Genomic DNA, 15,106 nt, shown 5'->3' on the forward strand with positions numbered 1-15,106 from the left:
CTTCCTGCACACCTACAACCACCACCGCTGCCACACCGCACTCGGCGGCCACCCACCCATCACCCGCGTGAACAACCCTGCGGGTCAATACACCTAGGACCCAGGCCCGATGCGGGGCGGGCCCCGGGCCCGATCCGTACCGTCCGCTCCCCCGGTAGCGTCCGGCGCATGAAGATCACCAAGCCGGCCCGTGCCCCCGAGCAGCGCAAGCGCGATCTCCTGGTACGTCTGGAGAAGGAGATGGACGTCTGGGTGGCCACGGCCGACACGGACGGGGTGCCGTGCCTGGTCCCGCTGTGGTTCGTATGGCACGGCGAGTGCCTGTGGCTCGCGACCAGGCTGACTACCCCGACGGGTCGCAACCTGCGCGACGGCCGACGGGCGCGGCTGGCGCTCGGGGACACGCTGGACGTCGCCATCGTCGACGGCGACACGGAGATGTACGCCGCCGACGAGGTACCGGCAGCGGCGGCCGAGGCGTTTCTCGCCAAGACGGGCTGGGATCCCCGGGCGGACGAGGCGCCGTACATGTACTTCCGGGTGCGTCCGCGGGTGGTGCAGGCGCGCAACGGCGAGCACGAGATGCGCGGCCGATATCTCGTGCGGGACGGGGTGTGGGTGGTCTGAGGTCGCCGGCGCGGCGGGCGTCCGCAGCCGGGTGTGGGTGGTCCGAGCCGGGCGTACCGCTGCCCGACATTCTTTTCGCGCACGGGAGTTACCTGGGAGTAACCGCCGGTGGTTTGATGTGCGGCGCCACTCAGCCCCTCACCCTCAGGGAGATCCAGTGACGCTCTTCGCCCCGCGCCGCACCCCGGGCGCGGCCGTGCTCGCCCTCGCGCTCGCCACCACCGGGCTCGCGGGTGCGGCGCCGGCCGCCTCGGCCGCTACGGCCGCTACGGCCGCATCGACCTCCTCGACCGCCGGGCAGGTACCGCTCCTGCGGGTGCTGTCGTACAACGTCTTCCTGTTCAGCAAGACCCTTTACCCGAACTGGGGCCAGGACCACCGGGCCGCGGAGATCGCGAAGACGCCGTTCGTGCAGGGCAACGACGTGGTCGTCCTCCAGGAGGCCTTCGACAACTCCTCCTCGGACGTGCTGAAACGAGCCCTCGCAGGCCAGTACCCGTACCAGACCCCGGTGGTCGGGCGGAGCCAGAGCGGCTGGGACGCGACCGGCGGCGCGTACTCGGCGACGACGCCCGAGGACGGCGGGGTCACGGTCCTCAGCAAGTGGCCGGTGCTGCGCAAGGAGCAGTGGGTCTACAAGGACGCGTGCGGGGCGGACTGGTGGTCCAACAAGGGTTTCGCATATGTGGTGTTGAACGTGAACGGCACGAAGGTGCACGTCGTCGGCACGCACGCGCAGTCGACCGACCCGGGCTGTGACGCCGGTGAGGCGGCCGCGGTGCGCAGCCGGCAGTTCAGGGCGATCGACGCGTTCCTGGACGCCAAGAACATCCCGGCGGGCGAGCAGGTCCTGGTCGCCGGTGACATGAACGTCGACTCGCGCACGTCCGAGTACGCCTCGATGCTCGCCGACGGCGGGCTGGTGGGGGCCGACGCGCGCACCGGGCACCCGTACTCATTCGACACCCAGGAGAACTCCATCGCCCGCGACCGCTACCCCGACGACCCGCGCGAGGACCTGGACTACGTTCTCTATCGCGCGGGACACGTCCGTCCCTCGGTCTGGAAGAACGAGGTCGTCAAGGAGCAGAGCGCGCCCTGGACGGTGTCGAGCTGGGGGACGGACTACACGTACACGAACCTCTCGGACCACTATCCGGTGACCGGGTACACGGGCTGAGCGAGGCCGAGGCCGCCGCCCCGGGTTCGGCTCAACCAGCTTGAATTCTTGCCGCGTTGAGCCGGGCCAGCTCGTCTTCGGAGAGGCGCAGGGCGCCTGCGGCGATGTTATCGGCCAGGTGGTCGGGGTTGCCGGTGCCGGGGATGGCGAGGACGTTCGGGCCCTGGTGCAGGGTCCAGGCGATGCGCACCTGGGCGGGGCTTGCGCCGTGCGCCCGGGCGACGGCGAGGACCTCGTCGTCGTGGGTGGTGGTCGCGCCCCGCTCGGCCGTGTCGCCGGCCACGGCGTAGAACGGCACGAAGGCGATGCCCTGTTCGCCGCACCGGCGCAGGAGCTCGTCGGCCTGGGGATCGGGCCGGTCGAGCGCATACCGGTTCTGCACGCTCACCACGGGCGCGATGGCCTGCGCCTCGGCGAGATGCCGTGGCTCCACGGCGGAGATGCCGAGGTGCCGGACCAGGCCCGCCTCGCGCAGCTCGGCCAGCGCGCCGAAGTGCTCGGCGATGGAGTCCTGCCCCATGCGGCGCAGGTACACGAGGTCCAGGTGGTCGCGGCCGAGCTGGCGCAGGTTCTCCTCGACGTGGCCACGGAGTTGGTCGGGGCGGGCCGACGTGCCCCAGTCGCCGTCGTACTCGCGGTGGGGGCCGACCTTGGTGGCGATGACCAGGTCGTCCGGGTACGGCGCCAGGGCGGTGTTGATGAGTTCGTTGGCGGAGCGGAGGGCGGAGAAGTAGAAGGCGGCCGTGTCGATGTGGTCGACGCCCAGGTCGACCGCCTTGCGCAGGACGGCGATCGAACGGTTCCGGTCGCTCGGTGTCCCGTGGTGGAAGGCGGCGCTGCCCGTGAGCCGCATCGCGCCGAAGCCGAGGCGGCTCACGGGCAGGTCGCCGAGCGTGAAGGTACCCGAGGCCTTCGCGGTGATCGTTTCGGAGGTCATCGGCGGAGTCTCGCACACCTCTAGGACCCCGCGGATGGCGTCAGCAGTACAGGTTGCCGCCCGGCGATACACCGAGGATCTGCGTGAAGCGCTGGTAGGCGTTGACGCGGCTCTGCACCTGGGCGGGGTTCTTGCCGTCGCACTCCAGGGAGCCGTTGATGGAGCGGATCGTCTGGCCGAAGCCGGCCTGGTTGACCATGGCGTTGTGCGGGGTCATGGTGCCGGGGCCGCTCTGTGTGTTCCAGTACCACAGGCCGGTCTTCCAGGCGACGGCCGACTCGTTCTGTACCCGCCAGGGGTTGCCCAGAAGGTCGATGCCGAGGGCGTCGCCCGCTGCCTTGTAGTTGAAGTTCCAGCTGAGCTGGATGGGGCCGCGGCCGTAGTAGGCGTCCTGGCCGGCGGGACAGCCGTAGGGCTGGCTGCGGTCGCAGTAGTGGGGGTAGTTGGCGGTGTTCTGCTCGACGATGTGGACCAGGCCGCCGGTCTCATGGTTGACGTTGGCGAGGAAGGCGGCCGCCTCCTGCTTCTTCACGGTGTCGCTGCCGGTGTTGGCGAAGCCGGGGTAGGCACTGAGGGCAGCGGTGAGGCCGCTGTACGTGTAGAAGGGGTTCCGGTTCGGGAACATCTGGTTGAACTGCGACTCGCTGACGACGAACCCGGCGGCGGACGCGCTCGGGGCCGGCTGGAGCAGCAGCGCGGCACTGCCCAGGGCGAGGGAGGACAGCAGAGCGGCTATGCGGCGCCTCGACACAGGATCAACTCCTTTGCGGAGCACGGCCGCACCCGGCCAAGGGCAGGGCGAAGCAGAGCCTTGTGCGCACGCGCCGACGGGGTCGGCCACGGCGTGGGGGCGGCCGTGGTGGGGGGTGTGGAGACACACTCAACCGCTTTGGTCTGTACCAGTCAATGGTGCAGACCAACCAAACTCCAAGTTGACTTGGGAGTGTTGGAGCGGAGGAGGCTTCGGCTCATCGGGCCGCTAGGCCCGCGTACGCGCGGACATCGGCGTCGGGGTTGGGGTCGGGGTCGGGGTCGGGGTCGTCGACCGTGCTCTCCAGCGCCGTGCTGGCGTCGTCGTGCACGGCACGGCGCACCGCTCCGAGTACGGCGGCCTTGCGCATCGGCGTCGGGATCCTTCAGCAACTCGGCGAGAACGGGCTCACCGTGGTCCTGGTCCGGCGCGGCGCCGCCAAGGGCGGTCTCGGCCCCGCGCGGGCCTTGCCAGGCCGGGTCGATGAGCACCACCGAGGCAACGGCGAGGAATTGGCCGGGTACGCCAAGGACCCCAGGACCTCCAGGACAGCGGCGCGCACCAGAACGTCGGCATCACGGATCAGGCCGGACAGGGCAACCGAGGGGTCCTCGCCCGCCGCCGCGGGCCGGCCGAGGTCGATGTGCGAGGCCAGGGCCGCGGTCCCGCTCGCCGCGGCCGCCCGTACTTCAGGCGCCGTGTCCACGGCCACCGCCGACAGGGCTTCGACCGCGTCCACCGAGACCAGGGCGCGTACGGCGGCCAGGCGCGCGTAGGCGTCCGGGGAGGCCAGGCGCCCCGGCGAACAGGGTGGCGTCGCCGAGGCGCGGGGCGCTCAGCACGTCCAGGGCCACGCTGCGGGCCTTCGGATCCGCCACCGCCAGGGCGGACACCAGGGTGGCACGCAACTCCTGTTCCACCGGGAGGACTTCGGCCAGGTCGCGGGCCAGGGCGGGGCCCGCTCCGGGTGGGGCCGTCTCGGTCGGCACCCTGACGGCTTCGAGACGTACGGCGGCGTCCGGATCCTTCAAGTAGGGCTCCAGCGCCTGGAGTTGGGGGTTCCCCCTCGGTGGGCGCGACGAGTTCGAGGAGGAGCCGTTCCCGACTGGATTCCGAGGCACCGCGCGTCGCACCGGCGGATGGTCGACACAGAGCATGCAGGCGTCGATGCACTTCGACTCGTCGACGGTCACGGGCACGTCGGCCCGCTGAGGCACCAAGGGCATGGCTGTCTTCAGCGAGGTACTGCGAGGGGCGAAGGAAACGCTGCGTGGATCGCGGGCTGCCCGCTCATCGCGATGCGCGGCAGGTCGAGGGCATGCCGAACGGTGTTGCGTGACACCTGATGGTCGGCCGCGAGGACGTCCTCGTGCGGCAGGGCCCCCCTGAAACCCCCGGTCAGGATGCGGTGACCGTACCGACGGTTCCCGCTCCGTGGTGTTGCTGCATCATTGCGCCACCCGAGTCCCCGTCTTCCGGCCACTGACCTGCTGTTTCCTATGACCCCGACCAGGTTTCGCCACCCGGTCCGCCACGGGGCCGTCCCGTGCGGACGGTACGCGGACGCTCTACACATAAAGAAGAAATAAGCGCAGAATGGCCCTAGGCGGCGCTTACCGCACACCGCACCAGACGCGGTCAGGCCTGCGAGTCAAAGGAGACGAGTCATGGCCAACGTCTCGCCCACCAGAGGTGACATAACAGCTCACCCTGATGTATCCGAAATGCGGGATCGCTACGCCCGCATGCTCGGCGGTCGTGATGTGGCGCTCGTGGACGGACCGGTGTTCCTGCTCGGTCTGTACTGCGCCGTATCCCCTTGGATACTCCACTACACGACGAGCCAGCCCGCGCTCGTGACCCACAACCTCATCATGGGTATCGCGATCGGCCTGCTGGCCCTCGGATTCACCCGGGCCCCGGAACGCATGTACGGCCTGAGCTGGGCCTTCTGCGCGATGGGCGTGTGGATGATCATCGCGCCGTGGATCGTCGGGGACAGCCCGGACGCCGGCGTCATCGTGAACAACATCGTCGTCGGCGCGCTGGCCGTATGCCTGGGGCTGCTGTGCGCCGGTACGGCGGCGAAGAGCGCCCCGAGGCCGTAGCGGCACACCCGAGAGGAGACCCGTCGGCCGGTCCGCACCCGCGGGCCGGCCTTCCTCCGCCCCCCTCCGCCCCACCCCCGGCAACCCGGTTCAGCGGGTCGGCATCAGCCACGGCTCCCGCGGCAGGACATGGCCGGTCTCCAGCAGCGACTTGAGGTTGGACAGCACGGCCGGCCAACCGGCCGACACGTCCGCCCGGGCGCTCTCGTCCGGCAGGTCCTCATGGGTCACGGTGAGCCGGACGATCTCGGCGTGCCGCTGGATGTCGAAGGTGACCCTGGAGTACTTCTCCTCCCGCCCCTTCTCGTCCGGCGCCACCCAGGTGGTGACCAGACGGTTCGGCCGCTCGCTCTCCACGACGGTGCCGACCACGTCGGCGATGCCCGAACCGTCCGTACGCACGTGGGCCCAGCGGGATCCGGTCCGCCAGTCGGAGACATTGCTGTGGCCCCAGTAGGCGGCGGTCAGGTCGGCGTCGGTGAGTGCGTCCCAGACCTTCTCGGGCGTGCTCTCGATATAGGTGACGTAGACGAATGTGGGCTTGTCGGTCATGGCTTCCTCGGCTCGTCGTTTCACGGCCCCGAGCACCCGCAGGCGCGGGCTCTCGAACTTGTCGATCCAGCGCTCCTGGATCTCGTGGAGCGGAACCGGATTGAGGTAGTGCAGCTTCTCCCGCCCCCGCCGCACCGTGCCGACCAGGTTGGCGGCCTCCAGGACGGCAAGGTGCTGGGTCACCGACTGGCGCGCCATGCCGATACCGGCGCACAGCTCACCCAGCGTCTGCCCGTTGTCCTCGTGCAGCCGGTCCAGCAATCGCCTGCGCGTCTCGTCGGCCAGCGCCTTGAAGACCTTGTCCATCCCGGGACCACTCTCCGCTCGCACACTCAAAGTTATGCAGGTAAATACCTGCATGTCAATCGGTGCGGATTTTCCCTTTTGCGGCGTATACGCCGAACGACTGTTACATGACGTACGGGAACCCTTGACGGGCGGTCCGTAGCTTCGAACGCGTCGGAACGAACCGCCATCGAAGGAACGACTCACTGATGCGTACCCCCCGCCCCCTGCGCTCCGCCCTCGTCGCCGCCGGTGTCATCGCCGCGCTGGGCATCTCGGCCGCCGGCGCCTTCGCCGTCGACGCCTCCACCGCCACGACCGGCACGTCCGCGGGCCGGCCGGGCAAGGCCCAGCGCGTCCATGTGCAGACGGTGAGGCTCGCGGACGACGTCAGCCGGGCGAAGATCTACAAGGCCGGCGAGGACCGCGACCGTTACGAGGCGGAGATCTGGGCGGAGGGCCGGCAGTACGGGGCCCTGTACACCCAGGGCATGGCCGCGCACGCCCAGAACAACGGGCTGCACATCACCCTCCACCCGGACGGCAAGGTCACGTCCTGGGTCGAGCGGGCCAAGCCGAAGCCCAAGGCCGTCGTCAACCGCGTCCTGGTCGGTACACCGACCCTCGCGGACGGGAGGACGACGGCGAAGCTCTACCGGGTGGCCGCCGACCACTACGAGGCCGACATCCTCGCGGACGGCGTACGGCTCGACACCCTCGTCGCCGACGGCCGCGCCGCGCACGGCGAGCACAACGGGCTGCGCGTCGCCCTCCAGCCGGACGGCCGGTTGACGTCCTGGGTCGACGCGGCCCGGTGACCTGACGCCTCCGCACCCAGCCGCAGCACGCGCCGCGTCAGCGCAGGAAGATCTCCAACTCGGCCCGGTGATCGGTCACCCAGGCGTATGCGCCGCGCACCTCGTCCACGACGCCGCGTGCCCGCAACCGCACCATGGCCGGCTCACCGCGCACGGCCCCGGCCTCGATGCCCCGCAGGCAGCGGTCCTGCCACCACAGGATCACGTCGACGATTCCCGCGCCGTCGGCGACCGGCCCGTACGCGTCGCGGACGAGCGCGATCCGCCGGGCCGTCTCGAACACATCGGTGACGCCCGGTCCCAGATCGAGGTACTGCCAGCAGACATGGGCGAGGTCGTGGACGCGTTCGCCGGGTGCGGCCAGGTCCCAGTCGATGAAGGCGGTCGCCCACCAGTCGGCGCCGTCGATCGCGTAGACGGTGTTCTTCGGGGCGAGATCGTTGTGGCACACGACGTCCTGGTCGCCGGCCAGCGGCGTGCCGTGCGTCAGGTCGTGGAAGGCGCGCACGAGTCGGGCCACCCGCACGAGCCCCGCGTCCGTGCGTGCCACGGCCCGCTCCCGCGGGGTGAGAGCCGCACGCCCCTCCAGGTATCCGAACACCTCTCGGCCCTGCTTGTCGTACCCGATGTACGTCGGGGCTCCTTCCCACCCCCGACGCTCGAAGTGCGTGAGCAAGTCCCGCACATATGCGGACCGTTCATGGGGCGTACGCCGCACGGTCGTCCCGACCCGCACGACCTCGTTGACGGTTCCGCCGCCGAGCACCCGCTCCTCCATCCGCACCTCCGCGATCGATCAGCACACGCCAAAACCACTCGCCAAGCATGCCCGTGCCCGGGCACGCTTCCCGCATGGATCATGCGGAGGTACTGCTCATCGGGGGAAGAGCCGGGGTCGGCAAGACCACCGTCGGCTGGGAGGTCTCGGCCCAGCTGCGGGCCGTCCCGGTCGCGCACGCGGTGATCGACGGCGACTTCATGGGAGCCGCCCATCCGGCACCGCCCGGCGATCCGCACCGAGCCGGCATCACGGAGCGGAACCTGGTCGCCGTGTGGGGGAACTACGCCGCGCTCGGATACCGGCGTCTCGTCTACACGAACACCGTGAGCGTGCTCGACGACGCCGCGCCCATGTTCCGCCGGGCCATGGGGGACGGCGTACGTCTCGTGCGCGTCCTGCTCACCGCCACCGACGAGACGGCCGAGCAGCGCCTGACCGGACGCGAGCTCGGCTCCGAGTTGGAGCAGGAGGTGCGCGGCAGTGCGCGCAAGGCGCGGCTTCTTGAGGAGCGGGCGGCCGCGAACGTGGTGCGGGTGGTGACCGACGGGCGCAAGGTGATCGACATCGCCAAGGAGGTGCTGTCCGTCACCGGATGGGCCACCGGTTGAAGCGGAACGGACTGTCCCTCTCTCCTGGGGGAACTCGAACCTGTGCGGGGACAGGAGGAAGAGGGGCGAAATGGAGATCTCCGGCATCATCAGTGCCATAGTGATCGGCATCGTCATCGGTGTGCTCGGACGTCTCGTGGTTCCGGGCCGTCAGCGCATCGGGGTCCTGTGGACCATCCTCGTCGGCATCGTGGCCGCGCTCATCGGTTCGGCCATCGCCGCCGGGCTCGACGTGGGCGACACCGACGGCGTCGACTGGATCGAGTGGCTCATCCAGATCGGCCTCGCCGCGGTCGGCGTCGCCGCACTGGACCGGGCGAAGGCGCGCCGCTGACGCGTTGAAGTGAGGACATGAGAGGACGGCGCGACCGTCATGCCAGTCCCGCGGCGGCCCGCATCGCGGCGAGGCCGTCGCGGGCCGTCGGGTGGGCGGGCGTCCAGCCGAGCTCCCGCTCCGCCTTCGCCGTGGAGACCCGCAGCGTCGACGCCGTCATGGCGTGCGCGTACGACATGGGCCGCATCAGCCACAGCGGTACCGTCATCGGCTTCGGCAGCCCGAACTCCTCGGCCACGCACCGGACATGGTCACCGAAACCCATCGGGACACGGTCGGCGATGTTGTACGCCTGACCGGGGCGCCCGCGTTCGACGGCGGCGACGACCGCGCGGGCCGCGTCCGTGAGCTCGATCCAGGGCAGGACCCGGCCGTGGTCGGCGGGGACCGGCAGTTGCCGCCTGCGCAGCATGGGCAGGAGGGCGTCCGTGCCACCAGGACCGTAGAACAGACCGAAGCGAAGCGCGATGCCCTCCAACCCCGCCGCACCGAAGGCGAGTTGTTCCTTGACGCGCATCCCGGCGAGGTGCCGCTCCAGCTCCGGGGTGCGGCCGTGCGGACCGAAGGGTACGTCCTCGGTGATCACCTGGCCGCCGTGGTCGCCGTAGCCGTATCCGAAGACCATCGACTCGGCGACGAAGCGTCGGGCGCCGGTGGCCCGGGCGGCCTCGATCAGGTGGGCGGTGCCGTCGGTGCGCAGCGCGTCGGTGGCGTACATGTCGCGATGGCGCATGGGCGGCTTGCGCAGCGCGGTCGCGGCGTGGATCACCGTGTCGAAACGGTTGCCGTCAACGGCACGCAGCAGGGCGTCGCGGTTCATCAGGTCGGCCTGGACGTCGTTGCGCGGGCCGCGTCCCAGGCCGGTAACCTTGTGGCCCGCCTCGGTCAGGGCACGGGTGATGTGCCGGCCGAGGACACCTCCGGCGCCCGCGAGCAGGACGCTTTGGCTGTGGCTGCTCTCATGGCTCTCGTTCGTCGTCATACACGTGCGACGGGCCGGAGGAGCGCGGATGTGACATCCCGGTCGGGGACCCTCTTACGGTGTTCTCCCCGCTACGGCGTGTACACGTACGGCGTGGTCGTGGTCAGGGGCTCGAAACCGATCCGCTCCAGGATCGGACGGCTCGTGCTCATGGCGTCGACCTGGAGGTACCGGTAGCCACGGTCCGCGGCGGCTCGGGCACGGTGGGCGACCAGTGCGCGGTAGATGCCGCGGCCCCGCCAGCCCTCGACGGTCCCGCCGCCCCAGAGCCCGGCGAACCGGGTCCCCGGCACCAGTTCCATCCGGGCGGCGCTCACCGGAGTGTCACCGGCCATGGCGACGACCGCGACCACCGTGTCCGGGGCGGCCGTGAGCTGGGCGAGCAGCTGGTGCCGCCACCGGGTGCCGTCCGTCCCGAAGGCCTTCTCATGCACGTCCGCCACGAGATCGACGCCCGCCCGGTCGGTCACGGGAAGGAGGCGGACACCGTCCGGTGGCTCGGCGTCCAGGGTCAGGTCGGCCACCTCGCCGATCATCAGGGTCTCCTCGGGCTCGGACGTGAAACCGGCGTCCCTGAGCCGCCGGCCGAGGTCCACCGGGAGATCATGGCCGTACAGCTTCCACTCGAACTCGCGCCCCAGCCGGGAGAAGTGGGCGATCTGCTCGGCGATGGCCGCGTCGGCGTCCGCCTCGTCCAGGTCGGACCACACGACGCCGTTCCAGCCGTGCACGGAGGACACCTGGCGCACGACACCACCCACCCGCTCCACCAGGGCGTCGGGGCCGTCCGGCCGCGCGCCTTCACGTATGTCCCGGTCGAAGAGGGCGAGTACCGCAGCATGATCCATGGGAGGACTCCATCACCGACCCAGCCGCCGGACAAGCCATTTACGCCCCGGCCGCACCCTCCTCGCCCAGGGCAGCCGTCTGCGGGGAGCAGCTCCTGTTCCTCTTTTCCGCCGTACGTCGGCGAACCTAGGGTGCGTGGGGAAGATCGCGCGCGAGGAGGGCCGTACGCCATGGTCGTGAAGGACGTCGAACTGCCACACCTGCGCCGCAGCGTCGCGCTCGCGGCCGAGGCGCTGGAGGCCGGGGACGAGCCGTTCGGGTCGGTGCTGGTGGGGGCGGACGGCGAGGTCCTCGCCGAGGACCACAACCGTGTGGCCTCGGGCGACCGCACCCGGCATCCCGAGTTCGAGCTGGCCCGCTGGTCGGCCGCCCACCTCACGCCCGAGGAGCGTGCGGCCGCCACGGTGTACACCTCCGGCGAGCACTGTCCGATGTGCGCGGCCGCGCACGCCTGGGTGGGCCTGGGGCGCGTCGTGTACGTCGCCTCGTCGGAGCAGCTGACCGGATGGCTGGCCGAACTGGGCGTGCCGGCCGCGCCGGTCCGGCCGCTGCCGATCCAGCAGGTCGCGCCGGACGTCGTCGTGGAGGGGCCGGTGCCGGAGCTGACTCAGGACGTCCGCGCGCTGCACTTCCGGTTCCACCGGCGCACGGGCTGACCGGCCGACCGGACGGCGTTCGCTGCCCGTTATCCGAGTTCCAGCGTGGTGACGCCGAAGACCCGCTCCCGGGCGTACGGCCGGACCGGGCCCGTGTACATACGGGCGGTTTCGAAGGAGGGGGTGAAGCCGGCTCCCTCGGCGAGCGCGACGCCCGCCGGGTTGTTCTCGGGCACGTCGACGGCAACCGTGCGTCCGGCCGCCTCGGCGGTCAGGGCGGCGAACAGGGCCCGGGCGTCGTCGGCGGTGTCGGCGAAGAGTGGTCCGATGCGCGGGCAGTCGTGGCCGGGGCGGATCACACCGTAGCCGGTGACGCGGTCGCCGCTGCGGCGGACCACGGCGTGGTGTCCGGGGCCGGTGAGCCAGTGCGCGACGAAGCGGGGGCGCTCGGCGTGCGTGCAGGTGGCATCGTAAACGGTGATGTCCTCGACGTCCTCGGACCGTACGACCCGGATGTCCCGCGGCGCCTCGGCGGCGGGCGCGGTTCCGGTGAACCGGACGGTGCGGTGGGCGGACTCGAAGCCCGACCGGCGGTAGTTGTCCTGCTGGGCGACGACTCCGTCGAGGCCGATCGTGCGGTTCCCGGCGTGGGCCAGGGCGGTCTTCCAGGTGGTGAGGCCGTGGCCGCGGCCGCGCAGGTCGGGGCGGACCAGGTAGTGGCCGAGGAAGGCGTAGTCGGTGCCGTGACGGACGACCGAGATCGCCGAGACGACTTCGCCGTCGATCCGGCCGAGGAAGAACCCGTCGGGATCCTGCGCGAAGAACGCCCGGGCGTCGGAGAGCCCCGGGTTCCAGCCCTCGTCGGCGGCCCAGCCCTTGATCACCGACCAGTCGTCGAGGCCGGCACGAGTGACGACAAGGTCTTCGGGGGCCGCAGAGGCCATGGTGCGCTCCATTCCGTTTTTTTTGGGGGGGGCCGCGTGCGCACGGTGATCGACCGTGCGCACAGCATCCTTTCGGATCTCGAGGGCGGGCGTCACGGCGTGATCAAGCCGTTGGGGCGTCCGCCGGGGGCGTGAGTGGACAGGTGGCCACATGCCGAAGGCCCCACCGCCCGCCCGGTGGGGCCTTCCTTGCCGTGCGGGGCGCGGGTCAGCGCACCGCCTGCGGGCGGAAGCGCCGGTACAGGACGGCCCCGCCCAGCACGAGCAGCGTGCCGCCCGCGGCGGCGACGAGGGTCTGGTCCGCCCCCGTGTGCGCGAGCGAGCCCTCGGGTCCGCCGTGCGGGACGAACGCGCGCGGCACCGGGCGCGGGTGTGCCCTGGACGGCGTGGACGGCTTCGGCGCCGGCTTCGTGGTGCGGGATGGGTGGTCTGGGCCGTTGACCGACTCGTTGCCGGTCGCCGGGTTGCCGACACCGACCACGTTCACGCTGTTGCCGCTGACGTTCACCGGCAGGTGAACCGGGAGCTGTACGACGTTGCCGGACGCGAGGCCGGGCGAATCCTTTCCGCGGCCCTCGGCGGATGCCCCGCCGTGCGACGCGGCGCCCGGCTTGCGGCCACCGTCCTCGTTGGCGCAGCTGTTGCCCGCCGCCGGATTGAGCAGCCCCACCACGTTCACGGTGTTCCCGCACACGTTCACGGGGACGTGCACCGGGAGCTGAACGGTGTTGCCGGAGAGCAGCCCCGGCGACTCGGCCGCGGCACCCTCCGCCGCGGAGGCGCCATCTGCCGCGAACGCGGCGGCCACCGGCATCGTCACAGCCATCGCGCCCGAGGCGGCGACGGCGATCACACCGTATCGGGTAACCCGTCTCATAGGTTCCCTGCCCTTCCAGACATGGTCGCGGGCACTCACCCGCACCGGATAAAACGCAGGCGAACCATCCGAGTTATGGCTTATCGGCCATTCACCCCATCGAGCGTCAGGGTTGTCGAACTAGCGGTAAAGACTTCCGACGGCAACGCGAAGGACGGAGGGTAGGGCAGCCCGGGCGATCGTGCACGTCGGGCGGCCCATGAGCTCCGGAGGCGTGCGTTGCGGGGCCCGCTTATCGTGAGCGGGACGCCGTTTCCCGGTCCGCGACGGGCGCCCCTGGAGGCAACGATGCCGGCCCATCTGTCCACGCTGCCCACGCTGCGGCGCTGCGCGGTCGCCGGCGCGGTCGGACTGGCCCTGCTCGGCACCGGGCTGACGGCGGGCGAGGACAGCGCCGAGCCCGATCTGAGCCGCTTCTACGAGCAGAAGATCCGCTGGGCGAAGTGCCCGGGCGAGGGGACGCCGAAGGATCTCCAGTGCGGCAAGGTCACCGTCCCCCTCGACTACGCCGAGCCCGGGGCAGGGACGCTCGATCTGGCGCTCGCCCGCTACCGGGCCACGGGCGAGAAGCGGGGTTCGGTGCTGCTGAACTTCGGCGGGCCGGGCGGCGCCGGCGTCCCCGAATTCGCCACCGGGGGCAAGGACTTCATGGAGCTGACGGACAGCTACGACATCGTGACCTTCGATCCGCGCGGTGTCGGCAGGTCCTCGCCCGTCAGCTGCGGGGACGCCTCCGTGCAGGACGACAGCACGGAGATCGACCGCGATCCGCAGTCCGTCCTCGAGGGGATCAAGAAGGCGGCCGACACCTGTGCCCGCAACTCCGGGCCGGTGCTCCCCTACATAGGCACGATCAACGCCTCGCGCGACATGGACGTGATGCGCGCGGCCGTGGGCGACAAGAAGCTCAACTACCTGGGTTTCTCCTACGGAACGCGGCTCGGCGCCGTGTACGCCGCACAGTTCCCCGACAAGGTCGGCCGGTTGGTCCTCGACGGCGTGGACACCCTGACCGAACCGCTGACCGAGCAGGAACTGGTGGGCGCCCAGGGGCAGCAGAAGGCGCTGGACGAGTTCATCAACTGGTGTGTGAAGGACATCGGGTGCCCGTTCGGGCAGGACGCGCGCGAGGCCCGCAAGAACGTCGTACGACTGGTCGACTCGCTGGACGCGGATCCGGTGCCGTCGGCCTTCGGTGAGCCGTTCACCGGGCAGGACCTGGTCGGCGCCCTCGGGCAGGCGCTCTACAGCAAGGACTTGTGGCCCTCCCTGGAGCGCGCCCTCGCCTCGCTGGTCAACGACGGCGACACCCACGCCATCGAGGCCTTCGCCATGGGCGGAGCCGCGCCCTGGAGCCGCGACGAGACCGAGGACCCCGACGGCGGCCTGGTCGACGAGCAGGACATCCCGCTCGACAACCTGTCCGCGGCGCTGATGGCGATCAACTGCGCGGACGACCCCGACCGCCCCAGCGGCAAGCAGATCATCGGCGGTCTCGACCGGCTGCGCGCCGAGTACGAGGAGGCATCGCCGGTCTTCGGGCCGTACCGGCTCACCGGGGTGCTGCTGTGTTACGGCCGCCCCAAGGGCACTGACTTCATACGCGACGAGGTGAAGGACGTGGACACGCCGAAGATGCTCCTGGTGGGCACGCGCGGCGATCCGGCGACGCCGTACCGCTGGACCGAGGAGACGGCGAAGCGGCTCGGCTCGTCGGCCGTGGTCCTCGACAACAAGGGCAGCGGCCACACCGGGTACGCCTCGTCCAAGTGCGTGCACCGCAAGGTCGACACCTTCCTGCTGTACGGCACGCTCCCCGCCGACGGAAGCTCCTGCGGGCCCGAGGACGACCGCGCACAGGGGCCGGGATCATGAAC

General features: G+C 70.8%; 19 protein-coding genes and 1 pseudogene. 8 read left to right on the forward strand and 12 right to left on the reverse strand.

The window, feature by feature from the left end:
* The first annotated feature begins 168 nt into the window (after positions 1-168).
* On the forward strand, positions 169-627 hold the full coding sequence (locus tag KUM44_RS15060; protein WP_217208380.1) for a pyridoxamine 5'-phosphate oxidase family protein: 459 nt from the start codon (positions 169-171) through the stop codon (positions 625-627).
* Positions 628-784: 157 nt separating this feature from the next.
* Entirely contained in the window at positions 785-1,807 is a 1,023-nt protein-coding gene (sph, locus tag KUM44_RS15065; RefSeq protein ID WP_217208381.1) for a sphingomyelin phosphodiesterase, read from the forward strand.
* A 31-nt stretch (positions 1,808-1,838) separates the two neighbouring features.
* Here sph and KUM44_RS15070 read toward each other — a convergent pair whose 3' ends face one another.
* The 6 genes and pseudogenes from KUM44_RS15070 to KUM44_RS15095 all read right to left on the reverse strand — a co-directional run.
* Positions 1,839-2,744: an oxidoreductase gene (locus tag KUM44_RS15070; protein WP_217208382.1), complete on the reverse strand. Its 906-nt coding sequence runs from the start codon at positions 2,742-2,744 to the stop codon at positions 1,839-1,841.
* Between the two features lie 40 nt (positions 2,745-2,784).
* Positions 2,785-3,495 (reverse strand): chitinase, encoded by a 711-nt coding sequence (locus KUM44_RS15075; protein ID WP_217208383.1) that lies wholly within the window; start codon positions 3,493-3,495, stop codon positions 2,785-2,787.
* Between the two features lie 217 nt (positions 3,496-3,712).
* Positions 3,713-3,865 carry a hypothetical protein gene (locus KUM44_RS15080; RefSeq protein WP_217208384.1) on the reverse strand — a complete coding sequence of 51 codons (153 nt, stop codon included), beginning with the start codon at positions 3,863-3,865 and terminating at the stop codon, positions 3,713-3,715.
* A 15-nt stretch (positions 3,866-3,880) separates the two neighbouring features.
* Positions 3,881-4,234 carry a hypothetical protein gene (locus KUM44_RS15085; protein ID WP_217208463.1) on the reverse strand — a complete coding sequence of 118 codons (354 nt, stop codon included), beginning with the start codon at positions 4,232-4,234 and terminating at the stop codon, positions 3,881-3,883.
* Positions 4,185-4,526 carry a hypothetical protein gene (locus tag KUM44_RS15090; protein ID WP_217208464.1) on the reverse strand — a complete coding sequence of 114 codons (342 nt, stop codon included), beginning with the start codon at positions 4,524-4,526 and terminating at the stop codon, positions 4,185-4,187. Before KUM44_RS15090 ends, KUM44_RS15085 begins: the two co-directional genes overlap by 50 nt.
* A gap of 99 nt (positions 4,527-4,625) precedes the next feature.
* Positions 4,626-4,721, reverse strand: a pseudogene (locus KUM44_RS15095) (4Fe-4S ferredoxin); the annotation flags it as partial.
* A 441-nt stretch (positions 4,722-5,162) separates the two neighbouring features.
* Here KUM44_RS15095 and KUM44_RS15100 point away from each other — a divergent pair.
* Entirely contained in the window at positions 5,163-5,603 is a 441-nt protein-coding gene (locus KUM44_RS15100) for an SPW repeat protein (RefSeq protein ID WP_217208385.1), read from the forward strand.
* A gap of 90 nt (positions 5,604-5,693) precedes the next feature.
* Here KUM44_RS15100 and KUM44_RS15105 read toward each other — a convergent pair whose 3' ends face one another.
* Entirely contained in the window at positions 5,694-6,461 is a 768-nt protein-coding gene (locus KUM44_RS15105) for a metalloregulator ArsR/SmtB family transcription factor (protein WP_217208386.1), read from the reverse strand.
* A 188-nt stretch (positions 6,462-6,649) separates the two neighbouring features.
* Between KUM44_RS15105 and KUM44_RS15110 the strand changes: the two genes are divergently transcribed.
* Positions 6,650-7,258, forward strand: a complete 609-nt coding sequence (locus KUM44_RS15110) for a hypothetical protein (RefSeq protein WP_217208387.1) — start codon at positions 6,650-6,652, stop codon at positions 7,256-7,258.
* Between the two features lie 37 nt (positions 7,259-7,295).
* Here KUM44_RS15110 and KUM44_RS15115 read toward each other — a convergent pair whose 3' ends face one another.
* On the reverse strand, positions 7,296-8,036 hold the full coding sequence (locus KUM44_RS15115) for a phosphotransferase (protein WP_217208388.1): 741 nt from the start codon (positions 8,034-8,036) through the stop codon (positions 7,296-7,298).
* A 74-nt stretch (positions 8,037-8,110) separates the two neighbouring features.
* Here KUM44_RS15115 and KUM44_RS15120 point away from each other — a divergent pair, with 74 nt between their 5' ends.
* Complete coding sequence (locus tag KUM44_RS15120; protein ID WP_217208389.1) at positions 8,111-8,647, forward strand: hypothetical protein; 537 nt, start codon at positions 8,111-8,113, stop codon at positions 8,645-8,647.
* A gap of 70 nt (positions 8,648-8,717) precedes the next feature.
* The gene (locus KUM44_RS15125; RefSeq protein ID WP_062717064.1) at positions 8,718-8,981 is read left to right on the forward strand and encodes a GlsB/YeaQ/YmgE family stress response membrane protein; all 264 of its coding nucleotides are present in this window, start codon (positions 8,718-8,720) and stop codon (positions 8,979-8,981) included.
* Between the two features lie 37 nt (positions 8,982-9,018).
* Here the strand turns inward: KUM44_RS15125 and KUM44_RS15130 are convergent, their stop codons facing one another.
* A complete protein-coding gene (locus tag KUM44_RS15130) occupies positions 9,019-9,963 on the reverse strand; it encodes an NAD(P)-dependent oxidoreductase (RefSeq protein WP_217208390.1) in 945 nt (314 codons plus the stop codon).
* Positions 9,964-10,034: 71 nt separating this feature from the next.
* On the reverse strand, positions 10,035-10,811 hold the full coding sequence (locus tag KUM44_RS15135) for a GNAT family N-acetyltransferase (RefSeq protein WP_217208391.1): 777 nt from the start codon (positions 10,809-10,811) through the stop codon (positions 10,035-10,037).
* A 171-nt stretch (positions 10,812-10,982) separates the two neighbouring features.
* Between KUM44_RS15135 and KUM44_RS15140 the strand changes: the two genes are divergently transcribed.
* A complete protein-coding gene (locus tag KUM44_RS15140) occupies positions 10,983-11,468 on the forward strand; it encodes a nucleoside deaminase (protein WP_217208392.1) in 486 nt (161 codons plus the stop codon).
* Between the two features lie 29 nt (positions 11,469-11,497).
* On the opposite strand, the gene KUM44_RS15145 is transcribed toward KUM44_RS15140, so the two are convergent.
* Entirely contained in the window at positions 11,498-12,352 is an 855-nt protein-coding gene (locus KUM44_RS15145; protein WP_217208393.1) for a GNAT family N-acetyltransferase, read from the reverse strand.
* Positions 12,353-12,560: 208 nt separating this feature from the next.
* Positions 12,561-13,229: a chaplin gene (locus tag KUM44_RS15150; RefSeq protein WP_217208394.1), complete on the reverse strand. Its 669-nt coding sequence runs from the start codon at positions 13,227-13,229 to the stop codon at positions 12,561-12,563.
* A 288-nt stretch (positions 13,230-13,517) separates the two neighbouring features.
* On the opposite strand from KUM44_RS15150, the gene KUM44_RS15155 reads away from it, so the two are divergent.
* Complete coding sequence (locus KUM44_RS15155) at positions 13,518-15,104, forward strand: alpha/beta hydrolase (protein ID WP_217208395.1); 1,587 nt, start codon at positions 13,518-13,520, stop codon at positions 15,102-15,104.
* Positions 15,105-15,106: the final 2 nt, after the last annotated feature.

It is taken from the genome of Streptomyces sp. AC550_RSS872, assembly GCF_019049285.1.
Classification (GTDB): Bacteria; Actinomycetota; Actinomycetes; order Streptomycetales; family Streptomycetaceae; genus Streptomyces.

Coding starts and splice junctions, on each gene's coding strand:
- KUM44_RS15060 (WP_217208380.1), top strand. CDS start 169: ATGAAGATCACCAAGCCGGCCCGTGCCCCCGAGCAGCGCAAGCGCGAT.
- KUM44_RS15070 (WP_217208382.1), bottom strand. CDS start 2,744: ATGACCTCCGAAACGATCACCGCGAAGGCCTCGGGTACCTTCACGCTC.
- KUM44_RS15080 (WP_217208384.1), bottom strand. CDS start 3,865: ATGCGCAAGGCCGCCGTACTCGGAGCGGTGCGCCGTGCCGTGCACGAC.
- KUM44_RS15100 (WP_217208385.1), top strand. CDS start 5,163: ATGGCCAACGTCTCGCCCACCAGAGGTGACATAACAGCTCACCCTGAT.
- KUM44_RS15105 (WP_217208386.1), bottom strand. CDS start 6,461: ATGGACAAGGTCTTCAAGGCGCTGGCCGACGAGACGCGCAGGCGATTG.
- KUM44_RS15110 (WP_217208387.1), top strand. CDS start 6,650: ATGCGTACCCCCCGCCCCCTGCGCTCCGCCCTCGTCGCCGCCGGTGTC.
- KUM44_RS15115 (WP_217208388.1), bottom strand. CDS start 8,036: ATGGAGGAGCGGGTGCTCGGCGGCGGAACCGTCAACGAGGTCGTGCGG.
- KUM44_RS15120 (WP_217208389.1), top strand. CDS start 8,111: ATGGATCATGCGGAGGTACTGCTCATCGGGGGAAGAGCCGGGGTCGGC.
- KUM44_RS15125 (WP_062717064.1), top strand. CDS start 8,718: ATGGAGATCTCCGGCATCATCAGTGCCATAGTGATCGGCATCGTCATC.
- KUM44_RS15130 (WP_217208390.1), bottom strand. CDS start 9,963: ATGACGACGAACGAGAGCCATGAGAGCAGCCACAGCCAAAGCGTCCTG.
- KUM44_RS15135 (WP_217208391.1), bottom strand. CDS start 10,811: ATGGATCATGCTGCGGTACTCGCCCTCTTCGACCGGGACATACGTGAA.
- KUM44_RS15140 (WP_217208392.1), top strand. CDS start 10,983: ATGGTCGTGAAGGACGTCGAACTGCCACACCTGCGCCGCAGCGTCGCG.
- KUM44_RS15145 (WP_217208393.1), bottom strand. CDS start 12,352: ATGGCCTCTGCGGCCCCCGAAGACCTTGTCGTCACTCGTGCCGGCCTC.
- KUM44_RS15150 (WP_217208394.1), bottom strand. CDS start 13,229: ATGAGACGGGTTACCCGATACGGTGTGATCGCCGTCGCCGCCTCGGGC.
- KUM44_RS15155 (WP_217208395.1), top strand. CDS start 13,518: ATGCCGGCCCATCTGTCCACGCTGCCCACGCTGCGGCGCTGCGCGGTC.